Source organism: Streptomyces sp. NPDC002896 (assembly GCF_040295225.1).
GTDB lineage: Bacteria > Actinomycetota > Actinomycetes > Streptomycetales > Streptomycetaceae > Streptomyces.
On record NZ_JBEOVA010000005.1, the window covers coordinates 255,516 to 274,127 of the forward strand.

The 18,612-nt window shown below is 68.4% G+C and carries 15 protein-coding genes; 10 read left to right on the forward strand and 5 right to left on the reverse strand.

All coding sequences use genetic code 11. The features are described 5' to 3' along the window. Positions 1 to 151 precede the first annotated feature (151 nt). Entirely contained in the window at positions 152 to 1,078 is a 927-nt protein-coding gene (locus ABT009_RS10640) for a hypothetical protein (RefSeq protein ID WP_351291768.1), read from the forward strand. Between the two features lie 16 nt (positions 1,079 to 1,094). Here ABT009_RS10640 and ABT009_RS10645 read toward each other — a convergent pair whose 3' ends face one another. Both ABT009_RS10645 and ABT009_RS10650 read right to left on the reverse strand, forming a co-directional pair. Continuing rightward, complete coding sequence (locus ABT009_RS10645; protein WP_351291770.1) at positions 1,095 to 1,832, reverse strand: FkbM family methyltransferase; 738 nt, start codon at positions 1,830 to 1,832, stop codon at positions 1,095 to 1,097. A gap of 433 nt (positions 1,833 to 2,265) precedes the next feature. Further along, positions 2,266 to 2,856: a sugar transferase gene (locus ABT009_RS10650; RefSeq protein ID WP_351291772.1), complete on the reverse strand. Its 591-nt coding sequence runs from the start codon at positions 2,854 to 2,856 to the stop codon at positions 2,266 to 2,268. A 148-nt stretch (positions 2,857 to 3,004) separates the two neighbouring features. Between ABT009_RS10650 and ABT009_RS10655 the strand changes: the two genes are divergently transcribed. From ABT009_RS10655 to ABT009_RS10690, 8 genes are all read left to right on the forward strand, one after another. Then, entirely contained in the window at positions 3,005 to 4,003 is a 999-nt protein-coding gene (locus ABT009_RS10655; protein WP_351291774.1) for a UDP-glucuronic acid decarboxylase family protein, read from the forward strand. Between the two features lie 6 nt (positions 4,004 to 4,009). Further along, positions 4,010 to 5,038: an LCP family protein gene (locus ABT009_RS10660; RefSeq protein ID WP_351291776.1), complete on the forward strand. Its 1,029-nt coding sequence runs from the start codon at positions 4,010 to 4,012 to the stop codon at positions 5,036 to 5,038. 132 nt (positions 5,039 to 5,170) lie between these two features. Then, on the forward strand, positions 5,171 to 6,652 hold the full coding sequence (locus ABT009_RS10665; protein WP_351291778.1) for a tyrosine-protein kinase domain-containing protein: 1,482 nt from the start codon (positions 5,171 to 5,173) through the stop codon (positions 6,650 to 6,652). Between the two features lie 13 nt (positions 6,653 to 6,665). Then, on the forward strand, positions 6,666 to 7,271 hold the full coding sequence (locus tag ABT009_RS10670) for an arsenate reductase/protein-tyrosine-phosphatase family protein (protein ID WP_351291780.1): 606 nt from the start codon (positions 6,666 to 6,668) through the stop codon (positions 7,269 to 7,271). A 304-nt stretch (positions 7,272 to 7,575) separates the two neighbouring features. Then, positions 7,576 to 9,426: a molecular chaperone DnaK gene (gene dnaK / locus ABT009_RS10675; protein ID WP_351291782.1), complete on the forward strand. Its 1,851-nt coding sequence runs from the start codon at positions 7,576 to 7,578 to the stop codon at positions 9,424 to 9,426. Next, the gene (gene grpE, locus ABT009_RS10680) at positions 9,423 to 10,091 is read left to right on the forward strand and encodes a nucleotide exchange factor GrpE (protein WP_351291784.1); all 669 of its coding nucleotides are present in this window, start codon (positions 9,423 to 9,425) and stop codon (positions 10,089 to 10,091) included. The genes dnaK and grpE overlap by 4 nt, the downstream gene beginning before the upstream one ends. A 54-nt stretch (positions 10,092 to 10,145) precedes the next feature. After that, positions 10,146 to 11,330, forward strand: a complete 1,185-nt coding sequence (dnaJ, locus tag ABT009_RS10685) for a molecular chaperone DnaJ (RefSeq protein WP_351291786.1) — start codon at positions 10,146 to 10,148, stop codon at positions 11,328 to 11,330. 4 nt (positions 11,331 to 11,334) lie between these two features. Beyond that, positions 11,335 to 11,787: a heat shock protein transcriptional repressor HspR gene (locus tag ABT009_RS10690; protein WP_351291788.1), complete on the forward strand. Its 453-nt coding sequence runs from the start codon at positions 11,335 to 11,337 to the stop codon at positions 11,785 to 11,787. An 83-nt stretch (positions 11,788 to 11,870) separates the two neighbouring features. On the opposite strand, the gene ABT009_RS10695 is transcribed toward ABT009_RS10690, so the two are convergent. Next, positions 11,871 to 14,282: a fibronectin type III domain-containing protein gene (locus tag ABT009_RS10695; protein ID WP_351291790.1), complete on the reverse strand. Its 2,412-nt coding sequence runs from the start codon at positions 14,280 to 14,282 to the stop codon at positions 11,871 to 11,873. 391 nt (positions 14,283 to 14,673) lie between these two features. Here ABT009_RS10695 and ABT009_RS10700 point away from each other — a divergent pair, with 391 nt between their 5' ends. Beyond that, entirely contained in the window at positions 14,674 to 16,233 is a 1,560-nt protein-coding gene (locus tag ABT009_RS10700) for a hypothetical protein (protein WP_351291792.1), read from the forward strand. A gap of 83 nt (positions 16,234 to 16,316) precedes the next feature. Here ABT009_RS10700 and ABT009_RS10705 read toward each other — a convergent pair whose 3' ends face one another. Next, positions 16,317 to 17,918, reverse strand: a complete 1,602-nt coding sequence (locus tag ABT009_RS10705; RefSeq protein WP_351291794.1) for a hypothetical protein — start codon at positions 17,916 to 17,918, stop codon at positions 16,317 to 16,319. A 187-nt stretch (positions 17,919 to 18,105) separates the two neighbouring features. Continuing rightward, complete coding sequence (locus ABT009_RS10710; protein WP_351291796.1) at positions 18,106 to 18,525, reverse strand: VOC family protein; 420 nt, start codon at positions 18,523 to 18,525, stop codon at positions 18,106 to 18,108. Positions 18,526 to 18,612: the final 87 nt, after the last annotated feature.

Genomic DNA, 18,612 nt, shown 5'->3' on the forward strand with positions numbered 1-18,612 from the left:
ACTATAAGCCGCGATTGCCAAGGCTTCCTTAGTTCCGCAGAACAGCGCATTGACTCCCCGGTTACCCCATGCGTAGGAAGTCGGGTAGGTGGATGTATCCGGAACCCTTGACGGCCTCTCGACCGCGCACCGGTCTTGATACCTTTCCAACATGCTCAAGAAGCGAGTAAAGGGCTTGATCCACGGTGTACTCGACCGGGGAGTCCGAGGGCAGGTCGACGAATTGCGTTTCGCCGTGGGAGTGATGGAGAGCCGACTAGCGACCCTGCTTCCGCCCCCGACACGTCTGCAGGACATCGAGTGCAAGGTGTTCTCGCAGTGGGGCGAAGACGGCATCCTGCAGTTCCTCACGTCAAGGCTGTCTCCGCCAGACGTGTTCATCGAGATCGGGGTCGGCGACTACTCCGAGTGCAACACGAGGTTCCTGGCCATGAAGGACAACTGGCGGGGGGCCGTCTTCAACGGTGGAAATCAGCACATCGATTTTCTTCGCCGCAGTGAGATGGCCTGGCGGTGGGGTATCACGCCAGTCTCGGCCTTTGTTACAGCAGAGAACATCAACGACCTGATTGAAGGGGTGGGAATCAGAGGTGAGATCGGCGTTCTTTCCATCGACATCGACGGAGTCGATTTTTGGGTATGGAGGGCGATCAAGGCCATTTCCCCGTGGATCGTGGTCGTCGAATACAATAGTGCCTTCGGTTCGCGCAAAGCCGTTACTGTTCCATATGATCCGGCGTTCGATGCGTCCAGGGAGCACTACACTTGGTTGTACCACGGGGCGTCTTTGCCCGCTATGCACCGCCTTGGCGCAGTCCGGGGGTATCGGCTGGTCGGCGTCGGAAGCAACGGCGTCAATGCGTTCTTCGTCCGCAATGACATTGCCGGCGACCTATGGGATCTGACGCCGGAACAGGCCTTTGTCCGGTCTCGCTTCCGGACCGCCCGCGATACGGAAGGAAAGCTGACCTACACCGGTGATGACCACGCAAAATTGTTGCATTCGATGCGGGACCGGCTAGTACACGTGGTTGACGAGGGGCGTGATCTCTCCATCGCCGAGGCATTCGGAGTCTGAACAGCGAGCTGTGGTCTCACGTGACGTGGTCGAAAAATTGGCGCTCGGCTGCGCTGACGCGTTGGAAGAGCTCCTGGTCATTCTGATGGAAGGCGGCAACGTCGTAGTAGTGGCCCAATCCTCGTACGAGCACATATCGGACTAGGTCCTGCCACGTCGGTGTGGCTGTGACATCAGTGACGAGCATGAGCTCGCCGGTGTTGTTGTAGACGAGCGCCCCTTTGTATCCGGCGTCAGCCAGCGCGGTGATGGCAGAGCATGGATCGGTGTCGCCGGATCTCGCCGCAAGATTGGGATCGAATTCGAAGAAGACGACGGGGCGCGTGCGTGCCAGAATTTCCTTGTTGTTGACGATGATCCGGGTATCGGCGCCATCCGTGTCGATCTTAAGGAAACCGGGTGACGAGAACCGGGGATGTGCTCTCAGGATGTCAGTGAGTGGCCGAACGGGGCGCCTCAGGGGAAGACCTGAGGAGGAGGGAACCAAGGCAGCGGTGCCCGCTTCGCGCCGAACCGAATGGAGTGGAGCCCGATCGTCATGTCCTGTAGCAACAAAAGCTTCCTCGATGTCCACGTCCGGCAAATCTGCGATATTGCGACGGAGGAGACCCAGGAACAGTTCGTCGCCCTCCACGCAGAGGATGGGCATGTGCAAGGCTTGGCGAATAAGAACCACCGAGTCACCGACATTTGCGCCGATGTCCACAAGTGCGGTTCCTTCGCGTTCTGTCGCCACTGCTGCCACCAGACGCACGAGGTTCGTAGCGTAGTGCGGGCACCGTGCAAGAATGGCCGGCAAGTCGTGCGACAGAGGCATGATCAACTCATGCCCGCCGACCGGGTGTGTGATAAGGGGGTCGCCGTGCGCTGCCCACACTCTGCGAGCGCGGCGTGCCAGACGTGCGAGCAGACCAACTGCCGCCGGACGACTTCGCGCCAGAGTGCACGACATCAACGTTGTGGCAAAGCGATTCGGCGTCGTTTCGTTTAGCGCGGTCGTGGCACCAGTCACACGGGCAAAATAACCCACACTGCCATCCAATATGGTCCAACACGCGTCTCAGGAGGGGCGCCGGATCGGAGACGGCTCTTCGGCAGTACGTCCCGCCACGTAAGAGCCTTGTTCACGCCCCATAATCACTGATCCGCCTGGATGGCATTCGCTACATCGCCTTGCCTTACTTTCCTCAATGCGCGCCCCGGGCCGTCACCACTGCTGGGATCGTACGGGCCAGAATGACGAGGTCCAGGCCGATCGAGCGGTGCTTCACGTAGTGCAGGTCGAGCCGCACCATGTCCTCCCAGGTGAGTTCCGAGCGGCCGCTGACCTGCCACAGTCCAGTGAGGCCCGGCGGTACGGAGAGCCGAGCGCGCGCCGGGCCGACGTAGCCGGAGTCGGTAAGTGGCAGCGGACGTGGGCCGACCAGTGACATCTCACCGCGCAACACATTGATCAGCTGAGGAAGTTCGTCCAGCGACAGACGGCGCAGCAGTCGACCGATCCGTGTGACTCGGGGGTCATCGCGGACTTTGAAGAGATGGCCATTCGACTCATTGCGCCCGGCGAGGCCGTCCCGTTCGACATCTGCCCCGGCGCGCATGGTGCGGAACTTGAGCATCTTGAAGGGGTGTCCGCCGCGGCCCGCCCGTGCCTGACGAAAGAGCACCCCGCCCGGTGACGTTGTGGCGACCGCAAGGCAGATGAGGCAGGTCAGTGGGGCTGTAAGCACCAGTAGCGTCAGGCTGCCTGCCACGTCGATGAGCCGCTTGATCAACATTCACCGCGTCCGTTCGTAGGAAATCGAGAGTATTTGCCAAGGTTGATCCTTTTCGGGGCTAGGACTCTCTCACGATGTCCAAAGTCGGATAAGCACGCCACGCGTGACCGGTGGCGGAGGTAGTCCGAGGGGTCGAAAGGTGAGTTGCATGCGTGCCGTAGTAACCGGGGGAGCCGGATTCATCGGCTCCCATCTGTGCGGACGGCTCCTGGAGGCCGGCTATGACGACGTGGTCTGCGTCGACAACTTCCTGACCGGAAAACCGGAGAACGTCGCGCATCTGATGGGGTGTGAGGGATTCCGGATGGTTCCCTGCGACGTCGTCCACGGGCTGGAGATCGAGGGGTCCGTCGACGCTGTGCTGCACTTCGCGTCCCCCGCGTCGCCGGCCGACTATCTGCGCCATCCGCTGGCCACGCTTCGGGTCGGCGCGGAGGGAACCCGGCACGCACTGGAGCTGGCGGACGCCCACGGTGCACGCTTCGTGCTGGCCTCGACGTCTGAGTCGTACGGGGATCCGCAGGTGCATCCGCAGCCCGAGTCGTACTGGGGCAACGTCAATCCGGTGGGCCCGCGAAGCTGTTACGACGAGGCGAAGCGGTACGCCGAGGCGTTGACGATGGCGTACCGGCGCTCGCGCGGCACGGATGCGGGGATCGTCCGGATCTTCAACACCTTCGGTCCGCGCATGCGACCCGGCGATGGCCGGGTCGTCCCAAACCTGATCCGCCAGGCGCTGGACGGCGCACCGATGACGGTCACCGGGGACGGCTCGCAGACCCGTTCGCTCTGCTACGTGGACGATCTGGTCGACGGCGTGCTGCGGATGCTCGGTTCGTCCATCGGTGGGCCGGTGAACCTCGGCAATCCGCACGAGGTGTCCATGCTCGAACTGGCCCACTGGATCCGCCGGCTGACCGGGTCGCACTCCGAGATCGTCCTGGTGCCGCTTCCCGCGGACGACCCCAAGCGGCGCCGGCCCGACATCGTGGTGGCCGGTGCCGAGCTCGGCTGGCGGCCGCGGACTCCGGTCGAGGACGGACTGCTGCGGACCATCGAGTGGTTCGTGGAGGGCATGGAACGGGCGGGTGCGCTGGCCGAGGTGCCGGCGCCCGCATCTCCCCAGTCAGGACTGGCGGTGTCGTAAGACGTCATGAGGAGCGCAGAGCAGTACGCGATGCAGATGCAGACGCAGAGGAAGCAGCCTCGCCGTCGCCGGCGATGGTTCATGTTCGGCGCCGTCGGGGCGGCCCTGCTCGTCGGTGCCACGATGGCCGTCGGACTGGCGTCCTACTGGAGGTTCGACGGCAATATCCGCACCGACGGAGCCGCCGCCGAGGAGCTCGCCCAGCACGGCGCGGAACGGCCCAAGCCCGCTGTCGGCGAGGCGCAGAACATCCTGCTCCTGGGCTCCGACTACCGGGAGGAGCTCGGCAGTGCCCGCTCGGACACCACGATGCTGCTGCATCTGTCGGCCGACCGCAGCCGGGTCGAGGTCGTCAGTGTGCCGCGTGATCTGTACGCGAACATCCCCGTCTGCCGTACGCCCGACGGCGATCCCAGCCGGGCCCAGCGCGCCCAGTTCAACTGGGCGTACGAGTTCGGTGGTGCGGCCTGCACCATCCGGACCTTCGAGCGGCTCACGGGCATCCGCATCGACCACCACCTGGTGCTGAACTTCGGCGGCTTCAAGAAGATCGTCAGTGCCGTGGGTGGCGTCGTGGTCGATCTTCCGACGGCGGAGCGCGATCCCAACGTGGGGCTCGATCTGCCCGCCGGGCGGCAGGTGGTCATGGGTGACGACGCGCTCGCGTACGTACGTGCCCGGATGTACGTCGGTGACGGCAGTGACATCAACCGGATCCATCGGCAGCAGGAGTTCCTCACCAGCCTCGGCGAGAAGCTGCGCAGCAGCGGCGTACTGGCCAACCCGGCACGGCTGTACCCCATCCTGGACGCCACTACGTCGGCCATCACCGCGGATTCCGGGCTCGACTCGCTCGGCGAGCTCTACGGAATGATCAAGCGGGTCCGGGAGGTGCCGCCGAATCGGGTCCGATTTATTACGGTTCCGCACCGTACGGCCCCCGACGATCCCAACCGTCTCGTGCTCGAACAGCCCCAGGCATCACGGCTGTTCGCCTCGCTGCGCGAGGACAGACCCGCCGATTCGCAACCCTGACGTGCCGTCGTTCGGGTGACTCCCGGGTTTGAAGTGCCTGAGTGCCTATCCTCTGCGATGCACATAGGGAGCAAACCCGGCGCACCAGTCCTTTCCCAGACCATTTCTACAGCCCTGTAAGGGGTGCACACGTTGGATCTCCGCGGATATCTCAAGGTTCTCGCCAGACGCTGGCCGACCGTCATGGTCTGTCTGCTGCTCGGCCTCGGGGCGGGTCAGGCCGCCAACGAGCTGATCAGACCCGTCTACGAGGCCCGCGCTCAGCTCTTCGTCGCCACCAGAACCGGTGTCGACACCGCTGAGCTGAACCAGGGGCAGAGCTTCTCGCAGGCTCGGGTCCAGTCATACGCGGCGATCGTCGCCACCCGCCAGGTGACCGAACCTGTGGTGCGTGAACTCGGGCTGGGGACCACGCCGGAGAAGCTGGCGTCCAAGATCACTGCCGACGTCCCGCTCAACACCGTGCTCATCAACATCACGGTTCAGGACACGTCTCCGTGGCGTGCCGCGCGTATCGCCAATGCCGTTGCGCTGCGCTTCAGTACCGTCGTCGAGGAGCTCGAGACGCCCAAGCAGGGAACGACGCCCGCGCCTACGCCCTCGCCCGGCGGCCAGCCTGCCGAAGCCGGCCCGGAGTCTGCTCCCGTCTCGCCCGTCTCGCTCGGCATCACCCAGCAGGCCACCGCCCCCACCGCCCCCGTCTCACCGAGGCCTCTGCTCAATCTGGCCGCGGGCATCCTCGGCGGGCTGCTGCTCGGCGCCGGACTCGTCGCCCTGCGCGAGACCCTCGACACCACCCTCAAGACCGGCGAGGCGCTCAGCGAGCTCACGGCGATGCCGGTCCTCGGCTCCATCCCGTTCGACAAGGACGCCGCGAAGCAGCCGCTCGCCACGGGTGCCGCCAAGCACTCGACCCGCGCGGAGGCGTTCCGCAAACTGCGCACCAACCTGCAGTTCGCGCAGGTCGACGACCGGCCGAGGGTGATCGTCGTGACCAGCCCGGTGCCCGGCGAGGGCAAGACGAACACCGCTGCCAACCTGGCCCTTTCGCTGGCCGAGGCGGGCATCGTGACGTGCCTGGTCGACGCCGATCTGCGGAGGCCGTGCGTGGCACGCACCTTCGGGCTCGTGCAGAACGCCGGTCTGACCACCGTGCTCATCGGGCAGGCGCGCATCGAGGACGTGATGCAGCAGGCGGGGAGCCGCCTTTCGGTGCTCACCAGTGGCGCGGTGCCGCCGAACCCGACGGAGCTGCTCGCGTCGGACCGGATGGGCGAGCTGCTGCGTGAACTCGCGGGCCGCTTCGAGGCGGTGATCGTCGACACCGCTCCGCTGCTGCCGGTCGCCGACACAGTCGGCCTGGCCCCGCTCGCTCAGGGTGCGCTACTCGTCGTACGCGCCTCGAAGACCGGTCGCGAACAGGTCCGGACGGCCGCCGAGTCGCTCAACCAGGTGGGCGTACGCACCCTCGGCACGGTCTTCAGCATGGCCCCCCTCACCAAGGGCAAGGGCTACGGCTACGGCAACTACGGCGATCTGCCCGCGCCCCGCCCGGCCGGACGGCGCAAGGAGTCCGCCGAGCCCGCCCTGACCCACCTCGCGGGCGACAAGTGAGCCGGGTGGAGAAATGATCCGGGTGCTCTTCGTCTGCACAGGCAACATGCACCGCTCGGCGCTCGCCGAGCGGCTGCTGGCGGCCCGGCTCGGGCCGGGCTCTGCCGTGCGGCCGGAGAGCGCCGGCACCGGGGCGCGGCACCGCAGCGGCATGGACCCGGCCACCCGGCGCGTTCTGGAGGAGCTGGGCGGTGACGGTGAGGGATTCGCCTCCCGCCCGCTCACCGAGGAACTCGTCGGCGAGGCCGGGCTGGTGCTCGGCCTCGCGCGCGAGCACCGGGAGGCCGCTGTGCGGATCTCGCCGCTGGCGATGCGCCGCTGCTTCACGCTGAAGGAGTTCGTACGGCTGGCCGACGGGGCCTCAGGGGATGTGGTGGCGGAGGCCGCCGCCCGCCGGGGTCTCGTCGGCGCGGTCCCCGGTCCGGAGGACGAGGTCGAGGATCCGTGGGGGCAGCCGCTCGACGTCCTGCGCGCCTGCGCCCAGGAGGTCGACAGGGCCGTGACCCTGCTCGCCGGGTTGCTGGACCCGGCCTCCGGGCTACTGGACGCGGGCTCCGGGCTGGTGGACCCGGCCTCAGCGAGGACGCTCTCCGGCGTCGCGGCTGGGCGCCTCTTCTGACGACAGGGTCCTGTGCCACCTACGGCATGGTGTGACGCGTACGGCAGGGTGGGCACCCGAGCGACGATGGACCTCGGGCTCACTCAGAGGACCTTCGACCCCGCCCCCACCGGACAAAACGGGCGTAGGCTCCAAGTCAGCTCTAGGCGCTCGGCGGGTGCGGGGGCTTCGCGAGATCCTGTGTGGCGCTTGCCGATAAGGGCGGGATAAAAGTTGAGTCCCCTCGACTCAGGTCTGTTGACTCGCCCACATCCTTCATGCATCCTTGAGCCTGTTCCACTCAAGTAATGCTGGAGGAATTGAAATGGCACGTGCGGTCGGCATCGACCTGGGCACGACTAACTCCGTCGTCAGCGTTCTGGAGGGCGGTGAGCCCACCGTCATCACCAACGCCGAGGGCGCCAGGACCACGCCGTCCGTCGTCGCCTTCGCCAAGAACGGTGAGGTGCTCGTCGGCGAGGTCGCGAAGCGCCAGGCGGTCACGAACGTCGACAGGACCATCCGGTCGGTCAAGCGCCACATGGGCACCGACTGGAAGATCAACCTGGACGGCAAGGACTTCAACCCGCAGCAGATCAGCGCCTTCATCCTGCAGAAGCTGAAGCGGGACGCCGAGGCGTACCTGGGTGAGAAGGTGACCGACGCGGTCATCACCGTCCCGGCGTACTTCAACGACTCCGAGCGTCAGGCGACGAAGGAGGCCGGTGAGATCGCCGGTCTGAACGTTCTGCGTATCGTCAACGAGCCGACCGCCGCAGCCCTGGCGTACGGCCTCGACAAGGACGACCAGACCATCCTCGTCTTCGACCTCGGTGGCGGCACCTTCGACGTCTCGCTGCTCGAGATCGGCGACGGCGTCGTCGAGGTGAAGGCCACCAACGGCGACAACCACCTCGGTGGTGACGACTGGGACCAGCGCGTCGTCGACTACCTGGTCAAGCAGTTCGCGGGCGGCCACGGCGTCGACCTGTCCAAGGACAAGATGGCTCTCCAGCGCCTCCGTGAGGCCGCCGAGAAGGCCAAGATCGAGCTGTCCAGCTCCACCGAGACCTCGATCAACCTGCCGTACATCACGGCGTCCGCCGAGGGCCCGCTGCACCTGGACGAGAAGCTCACGCGTGCCCAGTTCCAGCAGCTCACCGCCGACCTGCTCGAGCGCTGCAAGACCCCGTTCCACAACGTGATCAAGGACGCGGGCATCGCGCTCGGCGAGATCGACCACGTCGTCCTCGTCGGCGGCTCGACCCGTATGCCCGCCGTCGCCGAGCTCGTCAAGGAGCTGACCGGCGGCAAGGACGCCAACAAGGGCGTCAACCCGGACGAGGTCGTCGCCATCGGCGCCGTCCTGCAGGCCGGTGTTCTCAAGGGTGAGGTCAAGGACGTCCTGCTCCTCGACGTGACCCCGCTGTCCCTCGGTATCGAGACCAAGGGCGGCATCATGACCAAGCTCATCGATCGGAACACGACCATCCCGACCAAGCGGTCGGAGATCTTCACCACGGCCGAGGACAACCAGCCGTCCGTGCAGATCCAGGTCTACCAGGGCGAGCGCGAGATCGCGGCGTACAACAAGAAGCTGGGCATGTTCGAGCTGACCGGTCTGCCGCCGGCCCCGCGCGGTGTCCCGCAGATCGAGGTCGCGTTCGACATCGACGCCAACGGCATCATGCACGTCACGGCCAAGGATCTTGGTACGGGCAAGGAGCAGAAGATGACCGTCACCGGCGGCTCCTCGCTGCCGAAGGACGAGGTCGACCGCATGCGCCAGGAGGCCGAGCAGTACGCGGAGGAGGACCACCGCCGCCGCGAGGCCGCCGAGACCCGCAACCAGGGCGAGCAGCTCGTCTACCAGACCGAGAAGTTCCTCAAGGACAACGAGGACAAGGTCCCGGGCGAGATCAAGACCGAGGTCGAGGAGGCCGTCGCCGAGCTGAAGGAGAAGCTCAAGGGCGAGGACACGGCCGAGATCCGCACCGCCACGGAGAAGGTCGCCGCCGTCTCGCAGAAGCTGGGCCAGGCCATGTACGCCGACGCCCAGGCCGCGCAGGCCGCGGGTGGTGCCGGCGACGCGGGTGCCGGTCAGGCCAAGGCCGCTGACGACGACGTCGTCGACGCCGAGATCGTCGACGAGGACCGCAAGGACGGTGCCGCGTGACGGAGGAGACCCCGGGCTTCGAAGAGCAGCCCGACGTCCCCTCCGGCGCCACCTCTGAAGACGCCGAGTCGAAGGCCGCCGAGCCCAAGGAGGGCGCGGCGGCCCCGGCCGGGGACGCAACGCAGACGGTCGGCCTGACGGCAGAGCTGGACCAGGTGCGCACCGCGCTCGCCGAGCGCACCGCGGACCTCCAGCGGCTGCAGGCCGAGTTCCAGAACTACCGCCGCCGGGTCGAGCGCGACCGGATCGCGGTCAAGGAGATCGCCATCGCGAACCTCCTGACCGAGCTCCTCCCCGTGCTCGACGACATCGGCCGCGCGCGGGAGCACGGCGAACTCGTGGGCGGGTTCAAGTCGGTGGCCGAATCGTTGGAGACGGTCGCCGCCAAGATGGGCCTGCAGCAGTTCGGCAAGGAGGGCGAGCCCTTCGACCCGACGATCCACGAGGCGCTGATGCACTCGTATGCGCCCGACGTCACGGAGACGACGTGCGTGGCGATTCTGCAGCCGGGGTACCGGTTCGGCGAGCGCACCATCCGTCCCGCGCGGGTGGCCGTCGCGGAGCCGCAGCCCGGCGCGCAGACGGTCAAGGCCGAGAAGGCGGACGGTAACGACGGCTCTTCGGAAGTGGCGGACAAGGAGAACGGTGGCCCGGACGAGGGCTGACGTCATACGAACAGTACGGATCACCGTACGGACGAGGAAGGAGGGGCGTCGGGGATGAGCACCAAGGACTTCATCGAGAAGGACTTCTACAAGGTCCTCGGCGTCCCCAAGGACGCCACCGAGGCCGAGATCAAGAAGGCGTACCGGAAGCTCGCCCGCGAGTTCCACCCGGACGCCAACAAGGGCAACGCCAAGGCCGAGGAGCGCTTCAAGGAGATCTCCGAGGCGAACGACGTCCTCGGCGACCCCAAGAAGCGCAAGGAGTACGACGACGCGCGCGCCCTCTTCGGCAACGGCGGCTTCCGCCCCGGGCCGGGCGCGGGCGGCGGAACGTTCAACTTCGACCTGGGCGACCTCTTCGGTGGGGGCGCCCAGGGCGGCGCGGGCGGTGCCGGGGGATTCGGCGGCGGGCTCGGTGACGTCTTCGGGGGCCTGTTCAACCGGGGCGGCGCGGGCGCGGGTACGCGTACGCAGCCGCGGCGCGGCCAGGACATCGAGTCCGAGGTCACGCTGAGCTTCACGGAGGCGGTGGACGGCGCGACCGTCCCGCTGCGGATGTCGTCGCAGGCGCCGTGCAAGGCCTGTTCCGGCACCGGCGACAAGAACGGCACGCCGCGCGTGTGCCCGACCTGCGTCGGCACCGGCCAGGTGGCGCGCGGCTCGGGCGGCGGCTTCTCGCTGACCGATCCGTGCCCGGACTGCAAGGGCCGCGGCCTGATCGCCGAGCACCCCTGCCTGGAGTGCAATGGCAGCGGCCGCGCCAAGTCGTCCCGCACCATGCAGGTCCGCATCCCCGCGGGGGTGACGGACGGCCAGCGGATCAGGCTGCGCGGCAAGGGCGCACCCGGCGAGCGGGGCGGCCCGGCCGGCGACCTGTATGTGGTCGTGCACGTCGACGCCCACCCGGTGTTCGGCCGCAAGGGCGACAACCTCACCGTCACCGTGCCGGTCACCTTCGCGGAGGCCGCGCTCGGCGGCGAGGTGAAGGTGCCCACGCTCGGCGGCCCGCCGGTCACGCTGAAGCTGCCGCCGGGCACGCCCAACGGGCGTACGATGCGCGCCCGCGGCAAGGGCGCGGTCCGCAAGGACGGCACCCGCGGCGACCTGCTGGTCACCGTCGAGGTCGCCGTGCCGAAGGACGTGACGGGCAAGGCTCGGGACGCCCTGGAGGCGTATCGCGAGGCGACCGCGGGGGACGACCCGCGGGCGGAGCTGTTCCAGGCCGCGAAGGGAGCATGACGCAATGGACAGCCGTCGGCGGAGCCCTTACGAACTGACCGAAGAGACGCCGGTGTACGTCATCTCGGTGGCGGCCCAGCTCAGCGGTCTGCACCCGCAGACCCTGCGTCAGTACGACCGTCTCGGCCTGGTCTCGCCCGACCGCACCGCCGGCCGGGGCCGGCGCTACTCGGCCCGCGACATCGAGCTGCTCCGCCAGGTGCAGCAGCTGTCGCAGGACGAGGGCATCAACCTCGCCGGCATCAAGCGCATCATCGAGCTGGAGAACCAGGTCGTGGCGCTCCAGCAGCGCGTCGCGGAGCTCCAGGACGCGCTGGACGGCGCGGCGGCGACGATGCGGCAGCGCGAGGCGGCGGTCCACGCGTCGTACCGCCGGGACCTGGTGCCGTACCAGGAGGTGCAGCAGACCAGTGCGCTGGTGGTGTGGCGCCCGAAGCGGCAGCAGTCCCCGGACTGACGGCACGTCAAGCACGGGAAGGGGCCCGGAGGTTCAGATGAACCTCCGGGCCCCTTCACATGCCCTGCGCGGTACGCGCCGCCTCAGAGCCAGTCGTCCCAGATGCCGTACGCCTCCTGCTCCACGACCTCCTCGTTGCCGGCGGGGTCGCTGTAGACGGCCCGGTAGTAGTACAGGCCGAGCCGGTCCTCGTGCACCGTCTCGTCCAGGTGGAAGTCCGGGTCGGCGACCTTGCCCGTGGCGAACAGGGTCCAGGAGGCGGAGGCCGGGTCCCAGCGCTCCCAGCGGTAGTCCGTGTAGTCCCCGCAGGGCCTGTCGTAGATCGTGACACCGCAGCGGACGTAGAGCTCCGGGTACTGGTCCTCGGTGATGGTCGTTCCGGTCCAGCCCGGCGGCCGCGTGTCGGGCAGGGTGACGGAGACCTCGGTGAAGTGGTAGTCCTCGGGGTCGCCGTCGCTGTACTCGCCGCCCGAGGCGGCCACCCGGTAGAGGTGCTCGCGGCCGTCGGGCAGCGTCGGGCAGAGGATCTCCGTCTCGGGCATGTTCGTGCTGGTCCAGCAGTTCCTCTCCCACACCGTCTCGCCGGTGCCGGGGTCGGTCGCGCTCTGCCAGACGGTGTAGCCCGTGACGTCCTCGTCGGCCGGAGGGTTCCAGGTGAGCCGGACGCCCAGCGGGATGACCTCGGCCTTCAGGTCGCCCACGGGCCCGGGGAACTCGGTGTCCGTCGTGGTCGCCGTGGCCGGCTCGCTGGGCTGGGAGCGGTGGCCGTAGCGGTCGATCGCGACGATCCGGTACTCGTACGTGGTCTCGGAGGCTCCTGAGCCCTCCAGACAGTTCGTGTTGACGACGGTGTCGTCCCAGGCGACGTAGGCGGGGTCGAATTTGCCCCCACCGCTCGACGTGCTGTTCGTGGGCGGCTGGAGGGGCCCTTCCCCGTCCTGCGGCCAGCACTGCTCGATGGTCGTGCTCTCACCGGTCGCGGTGTCCGTCCGGACGATCTCGAAGGTGGGCAGGTGGCCGAGGTCGACGGTCCAGGGGTCGGTGCTGCTCCAGTTCAGCGAGACCCCCGGGGTCCACGCCACGCTCGCGCTGAGCTGGTACGGGGAGATCGCCTCGGTCCGCTCCGCCATGTTCAGGGCGATCTCGACGGGGGCGGAGGCGTTGCCATGGGCGTCCACCGCGCGCACCGCGTACCGGTACTCGTCCGCGACCTTCACCTGCTGCAGCGGCACCACGTCGGTCTGCGCCGTGGTCGCGCTGTCGCCGAAGGCCTTCAGCCAGGCGCCGGTCGCGGGGTCGTGCTGGAGAACCTCGTACTTGGCCACGTCCGCGTCCGCCGTCCACACCAGGTGCGGGACGCCGGAGCGGTACCCGGCGTGCGCGTCGGCCGGGACCGCCGGCGCGATCCTGTCTTCGAGCTTGAGGGTCGTGGCGGCCGAGTACACCGACCAGTTGCCGGCCGCGTCCCGGGCCCGGCCCCGGTAGGTGGCCTCGGTGCCGTCCGCGGGCTGCCCGCGGTCGCAGAACCCGCCCTTCGTGCCCGTGTACACGGTGGTCCACGCGCCGGTGCCGGGGTCCTTGCGCTGCGCCTCGTACAGGGCGATATCGGCCTGGTTCGCGACGGTCGTGACAAGCTCCGGGCCGGCGACCTTCTCGTCGTCCGCGCAGACGTCCATCTGGACGAACGGGGCGGCGGGCGGGGTCTTGTCGGGGGTGGTGACGCCCTGGTCGGCCGTGCCGGCCGACTCGTTGCCCGCTTTGTCATAGGCGCGGACCTCGTAGTAGTACGTCCCGCCGGTCTGGGGCGGAATGTCGGTGTACGAGGTGGCCGTGGTGGTGGTCAGCCTCGCCCAGTCGGAGCTTCCCTTGAGGCGCCGGTAGACCCGGTACCCCGCGAGGTCCATCTCCTTGTTCTTCGCCCAGGAGAGCTTGGCCCGGCCGGTCGCCGCGTCGTACGTGACCGCCGCACCGGTCGGCGCGAGCGGCTTCACCTTGTCGACGTCCGCCGAAGTCCTCGGCGCATAGCCGAACTTGACGTTCGCCGCGCCGGTCCAGTTGACGAAGTCGATGCGGAGGGTGTGCTTGCCCGACGGGATGGTGACGTTGACGGTCTTCTTCTGGGTCGTCGAGACGTTCTTCCAGAGGTCCACCTTGCGGGTGCCGTCGAGGTAGACGCGGATGCCGTCACGCGACTCGACCGGGAACGCGAACGGGCCGCCGGACCCGAAGTCGCGGGTCACCGTCCAGCGGACGCCGAAGTTGTTCGACGGCAGGCCGGAGGCGGGGGCTCCGGTGCCCCAGTTCTGGTCGATCTTCGAGTCGCAGTCGGTCTTCTTCGGCGTACCGGAGAAGGTGGTGTTCGCGTAGAACTGCCGCTTGTAGACGGGGGATGCGCAGGTCACCGCGGCGGAGGCGGGGACCGAGGCGAGCAGGCCCCCCGCGGTCGCGAGAACGACCGCCGAGGTCACGGCGGTCGTACGGGCACGAGTGGTCACGTATGAGGCTCTTTCAGACCCGGGCCACGCGGCGGGGATGCCGGGGCGCGGTCGGGTGAGGAGGGGCAGCGGGACCGTGGGGGAGGCCGGCGGGGTCAGGTGGGGCTGAAGGGTCCGCCGGTGCGCGCACTTTATCGGCTGGAATGGGCCCTGACCAGGTCTGATCGGAGCGCACGACCCTGACTGAAAGGGTGATATCGGACGGAATCGCCGCTCCGTTCCCTCTCTGTTCCCGAGGGGTTCACCAAGGTGTCTGCCAGGGCGTCGGCCCCGCATGGCGACGACCCGTACACGGCGTCTGCGCACCCCCTCGGTGACGAGAAGAGGTCCCACGTTGTTGATCAGGCGAAGAGCGCGTCACCTCCTGCCTCTTGTGGCTCTCCTGCCGGCCGTGTCCGCGCTGATCCTCGGCCTGGCGCCGGGGCCGACGAAGGCTCAGGGACGCTCTGGGGAGCGGGCGATCGAGGCCACGGACGAGATCCGGGCGTCCGCGGCGAGGATCGCCACCCCCTCCGGGCACTTCCGGCCCGCGCAACCGCCCCCGCTCGGGCCCAGGCCTACGGAGACCGAGGAGCAGCTGCGCAGGTCCATGAAGCTCCCGCCGCAGAACCGCCCTGCCGCCGGAACCGGTGACACGCCCCGGCGCCTGGCACCGCCCGCCCCCCAGCTCAACTTCGAGGGCCTGAACGCGGGATCGTGCTGCGCCCGGCCGCCGGACACCCACGGAGCCGTCGGCGTGAACCACTTCGTCGAGATCACCAACCACAGGGGTCTGGGCATCTTCCGGAAGTCGGACGGCGCCCTGGTCAAGAACACGACCCTGAACAGCTTCTTCGGCTACACGACGAGGACCCTCTTCGATCCCCGGATCGTCTACGACCGGCGGTGGGACCGCTGGGTCGTCTTCGCCGTGGCCTTCCAGGAGAGCGCGACGGTCCAGAACGTGTTCCTCGGCGTGTCCAGGACCTCCGACCCCACGGGCTCGTACTACCTCTACAAGTTCGACGTGCCGGAGCCGGCGGGGGACTTCTTCGACTACCCCCAGCTCGGCATGGACCAGGACGCCCTGATCGTCACCGCCAACATCTTCAGCGGGGACACCGACGCCTACCTCCGCTCGCGGGCGTTCGGCATCCCCAAGGCGGCGGCCTACAACGGCCGTTCGTTCGCGCGGCCGTACTTCGACCTCGGTACGCCGGGGACCGTGGCGCCTCCGATCGTGGAGGACAACAACGCCAACGCGTTCCTCGTGGCGGCGAGTGCCGGCGATCCGGCCCGGCTGGCGCTGTTCCGGGCCACGGGCCTCGGTCGGAGCACCGCGTCCGTCGTGCTCCAGGGCAATGTGCCGGTGCCGGCGTTCGCCGTTCCGCCGGACGCCCGCCAGCCGGGTTCGACCGACCGGCTCGACACACTGAACGCCCGCTTCCAGAACGTCAGTACCCAGATCGGCAGCCATCTGTTGAACGTCCACACCATCAATGCGGGCAACCGTGCGACGGCGAAGTGGTACCAGATCGACACGGCGACGAACACCGTCCCTGCCGGTCTCTCCGGATTCGTCTTCGAGTCCGCGACCTCGGACGACTTCAACCCTTCGGTGGCGGGCTCGGCCGTGGGCGGCACCTCGGCGAACCCGATCGGGCGGATGTTCTTCACCTGGACCGCCACCAATGTCGCGAGCGGAGTCACCCGCCAGGCGACGGTGAAGGCCGGCGGCCGCCTCGCGACCGAAGCGTCGAACGTCACCGGTGGCACGAGCTTCGCCCGGGCCACCGCTGCGTACAACCCCTCCTCCGACACCGTCGAACGCTGGGGCGACTACTCCGCCGTCTCGATCGACCCGGTGGGCACGAGCAGCTGCCCGGTCGGCCAGCGGGCGTGGTTCGTGAACGAGCGGCATGTGAGCGCGACGGTGTGGGGGTCGCGGTTCGGGAGGCTTGGGTTCTGCTAGGCACCGACAGCGGTCAGGGGCCGTGGGGCGGGAGAGCGGGCATCCCGGCCCACGGCCTGTTCAGGGTGTCGTTTCCAGTGCGGTCAGGACACGTCCAGGCGCGCCACCGTCAGCTTGGTCGTCGTGGGGGACGAGCCCGTGAGCGTGGTGCGGTAGTCCGGGGTCGCCGCGGCGTAGGCCCAGGTCAGGTCGCCGTCCGGCAGTACGGCGATGTCGCCGGCGATGCGGGAAGTGACGACCTTGTCCGCGCCGAGAAACGTGCCGTTCCAGTCGATGAGACGCATATGCGTACCCGTGAAGGTCCCGGTGCAGGTGCCGTTCGCGCACGTGGCGTTCTTCAGGGACTCCCAGGAGAGGAGCAGCTTGTTCTTTCCGTACGGGGCCACGTGGACGTTGACGTGCTCCGTGCCGGGCGCCGAGGTCAGGTGGACCGGCTTGCCGGAGAGGGTGGAACGGTTCTTCAGGAAGGCCACGGTCACCTGGTGGGTCTTCCACTTCGGGGTCACCGTCCAGCCGCGTCCGCTCGCGTCGTCCGGGTTCTTCTTGGCGGAAGCCGTGCCGCGCGATGCGTACGCCGTGACGTACCGGCCGGTGGAGGCGTTCTTGACGATCTCGCCCGTACGGCCTGCGAAGGTGCCGCCGCAGTAGCCTGCCCAGCACTGTTCGCGCTGCACGACCGGCGCGTTGTCCGGGGCGCCGATCCCCGTCGAGACCATCAGGCCCGACCGCCAGTCGTCGTGGCAGAGCGAGGTGAAGGCGCCCGACTTCTCGGCGTGCAGGGCTATGCCCTCGTTGTGGCTGCAGCCCCAGTCCCAGCCGCCGCCGAGCCTCGTGCCGGATCCACTGACGTACGCGAGCTTGTCGCCGAAGTGCCCGTCGGCCGCGCCGCCCGCGCCGTGTACGACGAAGTAGGCGCCGTACTTGGTGCCGTTCCAGGCGAGTTGGCCGTCCAGCACCGGCGAGGTGTCATGGCTGGCGGTTCCGGTCAGCTTCCGGGTCCACGCGGCCTTGGTGGCGCCCGTCTTCCACCGGACGATCGCGGCCGCCGTCTCCTTCCACTTGTTGGTGTCGGGTACGCGGGTGAGCAGTGCGAAGCCGTCGTTGTGGGCGACCAGCCCGCCCACCTCCTTCGCGCCCTTGACCACGATGTCCTTCCCGGACCGGGCGCCGGAGGCGGTCAGCGTGGTGACGTGGACGCCGTCGGACGCGGGCCAGGCGACGCGCCGCGTGCCGTTGGGTGCGACGGCCGTGACGGTACGGGTCCATTCCTTGGTGCTGTTGTAGCCGGCGGAGAGGTACGTCAGTTTGGCCGGGAGTGTGACGGTGGTGGTTGTGATGCGTGCGGCGAGGGAGCGGGTGGCGGCGGCCGTCGTGCTCTGCTTGGTGGCTTCGGCGGTCGTCCCGCTCTTGGCGGTCGCCTCCGCCGTGTCCCCGGCCGCCTGGGGAGCCGCGCTCGCGGCGGTGCTCTCCTTCGCGGCATCGGCCGTCTCACTCGCCGTGGCCTCCGCGGCCTGGCTCCCCTCGGCTTCCGTGGACCCGCCGACCACGGCCGACGCCGTTCCGTACACCGCCAGCGCCGCCACTGCCGTGCCCGCAGCCGTCAGCACTATCCGCTGCCTGCGGCCACGGCCGCCGTCGCTGCCGCGGTGGCGACCGGCGGTGATCGTTCTCGTACGGCGTCCCATGAGCGGCCATCCTTCTGAGCTGAGCTGAGGTGCTGTTGCTCGTGGGTTGCCGCGGAGGGGAGAAAGGTTGCCCATCGGCCGGTGGCGAACGCGAAGTCCAGCAGCCCGCACAGCGCCTCGGTCGCGAAGCCCCGCCCCCTCCGCTTCGGGCCCCACCCCGAAGCGGAGCCCGAAACATGACCACCGCTCAGCCGGCCAGACCGTTCGCGGCCAGCCACTGCGGGTCCGGCGCCACCGTCTGCAGTACCTCCACCAGTACGCCGTCGGGCCCGGCGACCTGGAACCGGCGCTGCCCCCACGGCTCGGTGACCAGCGGCAGGACCACCTCGAGACCGGCCGCCCGCAACCGCTCGTGCTCGGTGTCGACGTCCTCGACCAGGAAGGCGAGGAGCGTGCCGACGACCGCCTTGCCCCGCGTCGCCTCAGGCCACGACTCGTGATCGCGCTGGACGAAGTCCAGGCTCAGATTCGGGTGTTCGGGGTGCTGCGTGTTCACGTACCACCCCAGGTCGATCCCGACCTTGAACCCGAAGTGCGCACTGAACCAGGCCGCACTGCGCGCCGGATCCTCCGCCGCCACCGCCATACCGACCAATGTGAACCGCATTCCGGTCCTCCCCCTTCTCGACGACCGCCCGCCGCCAGGACGGCGCCGGGTCTGAGCCGCCAAGGGTTCCCGATCGGCGGCGGGCGA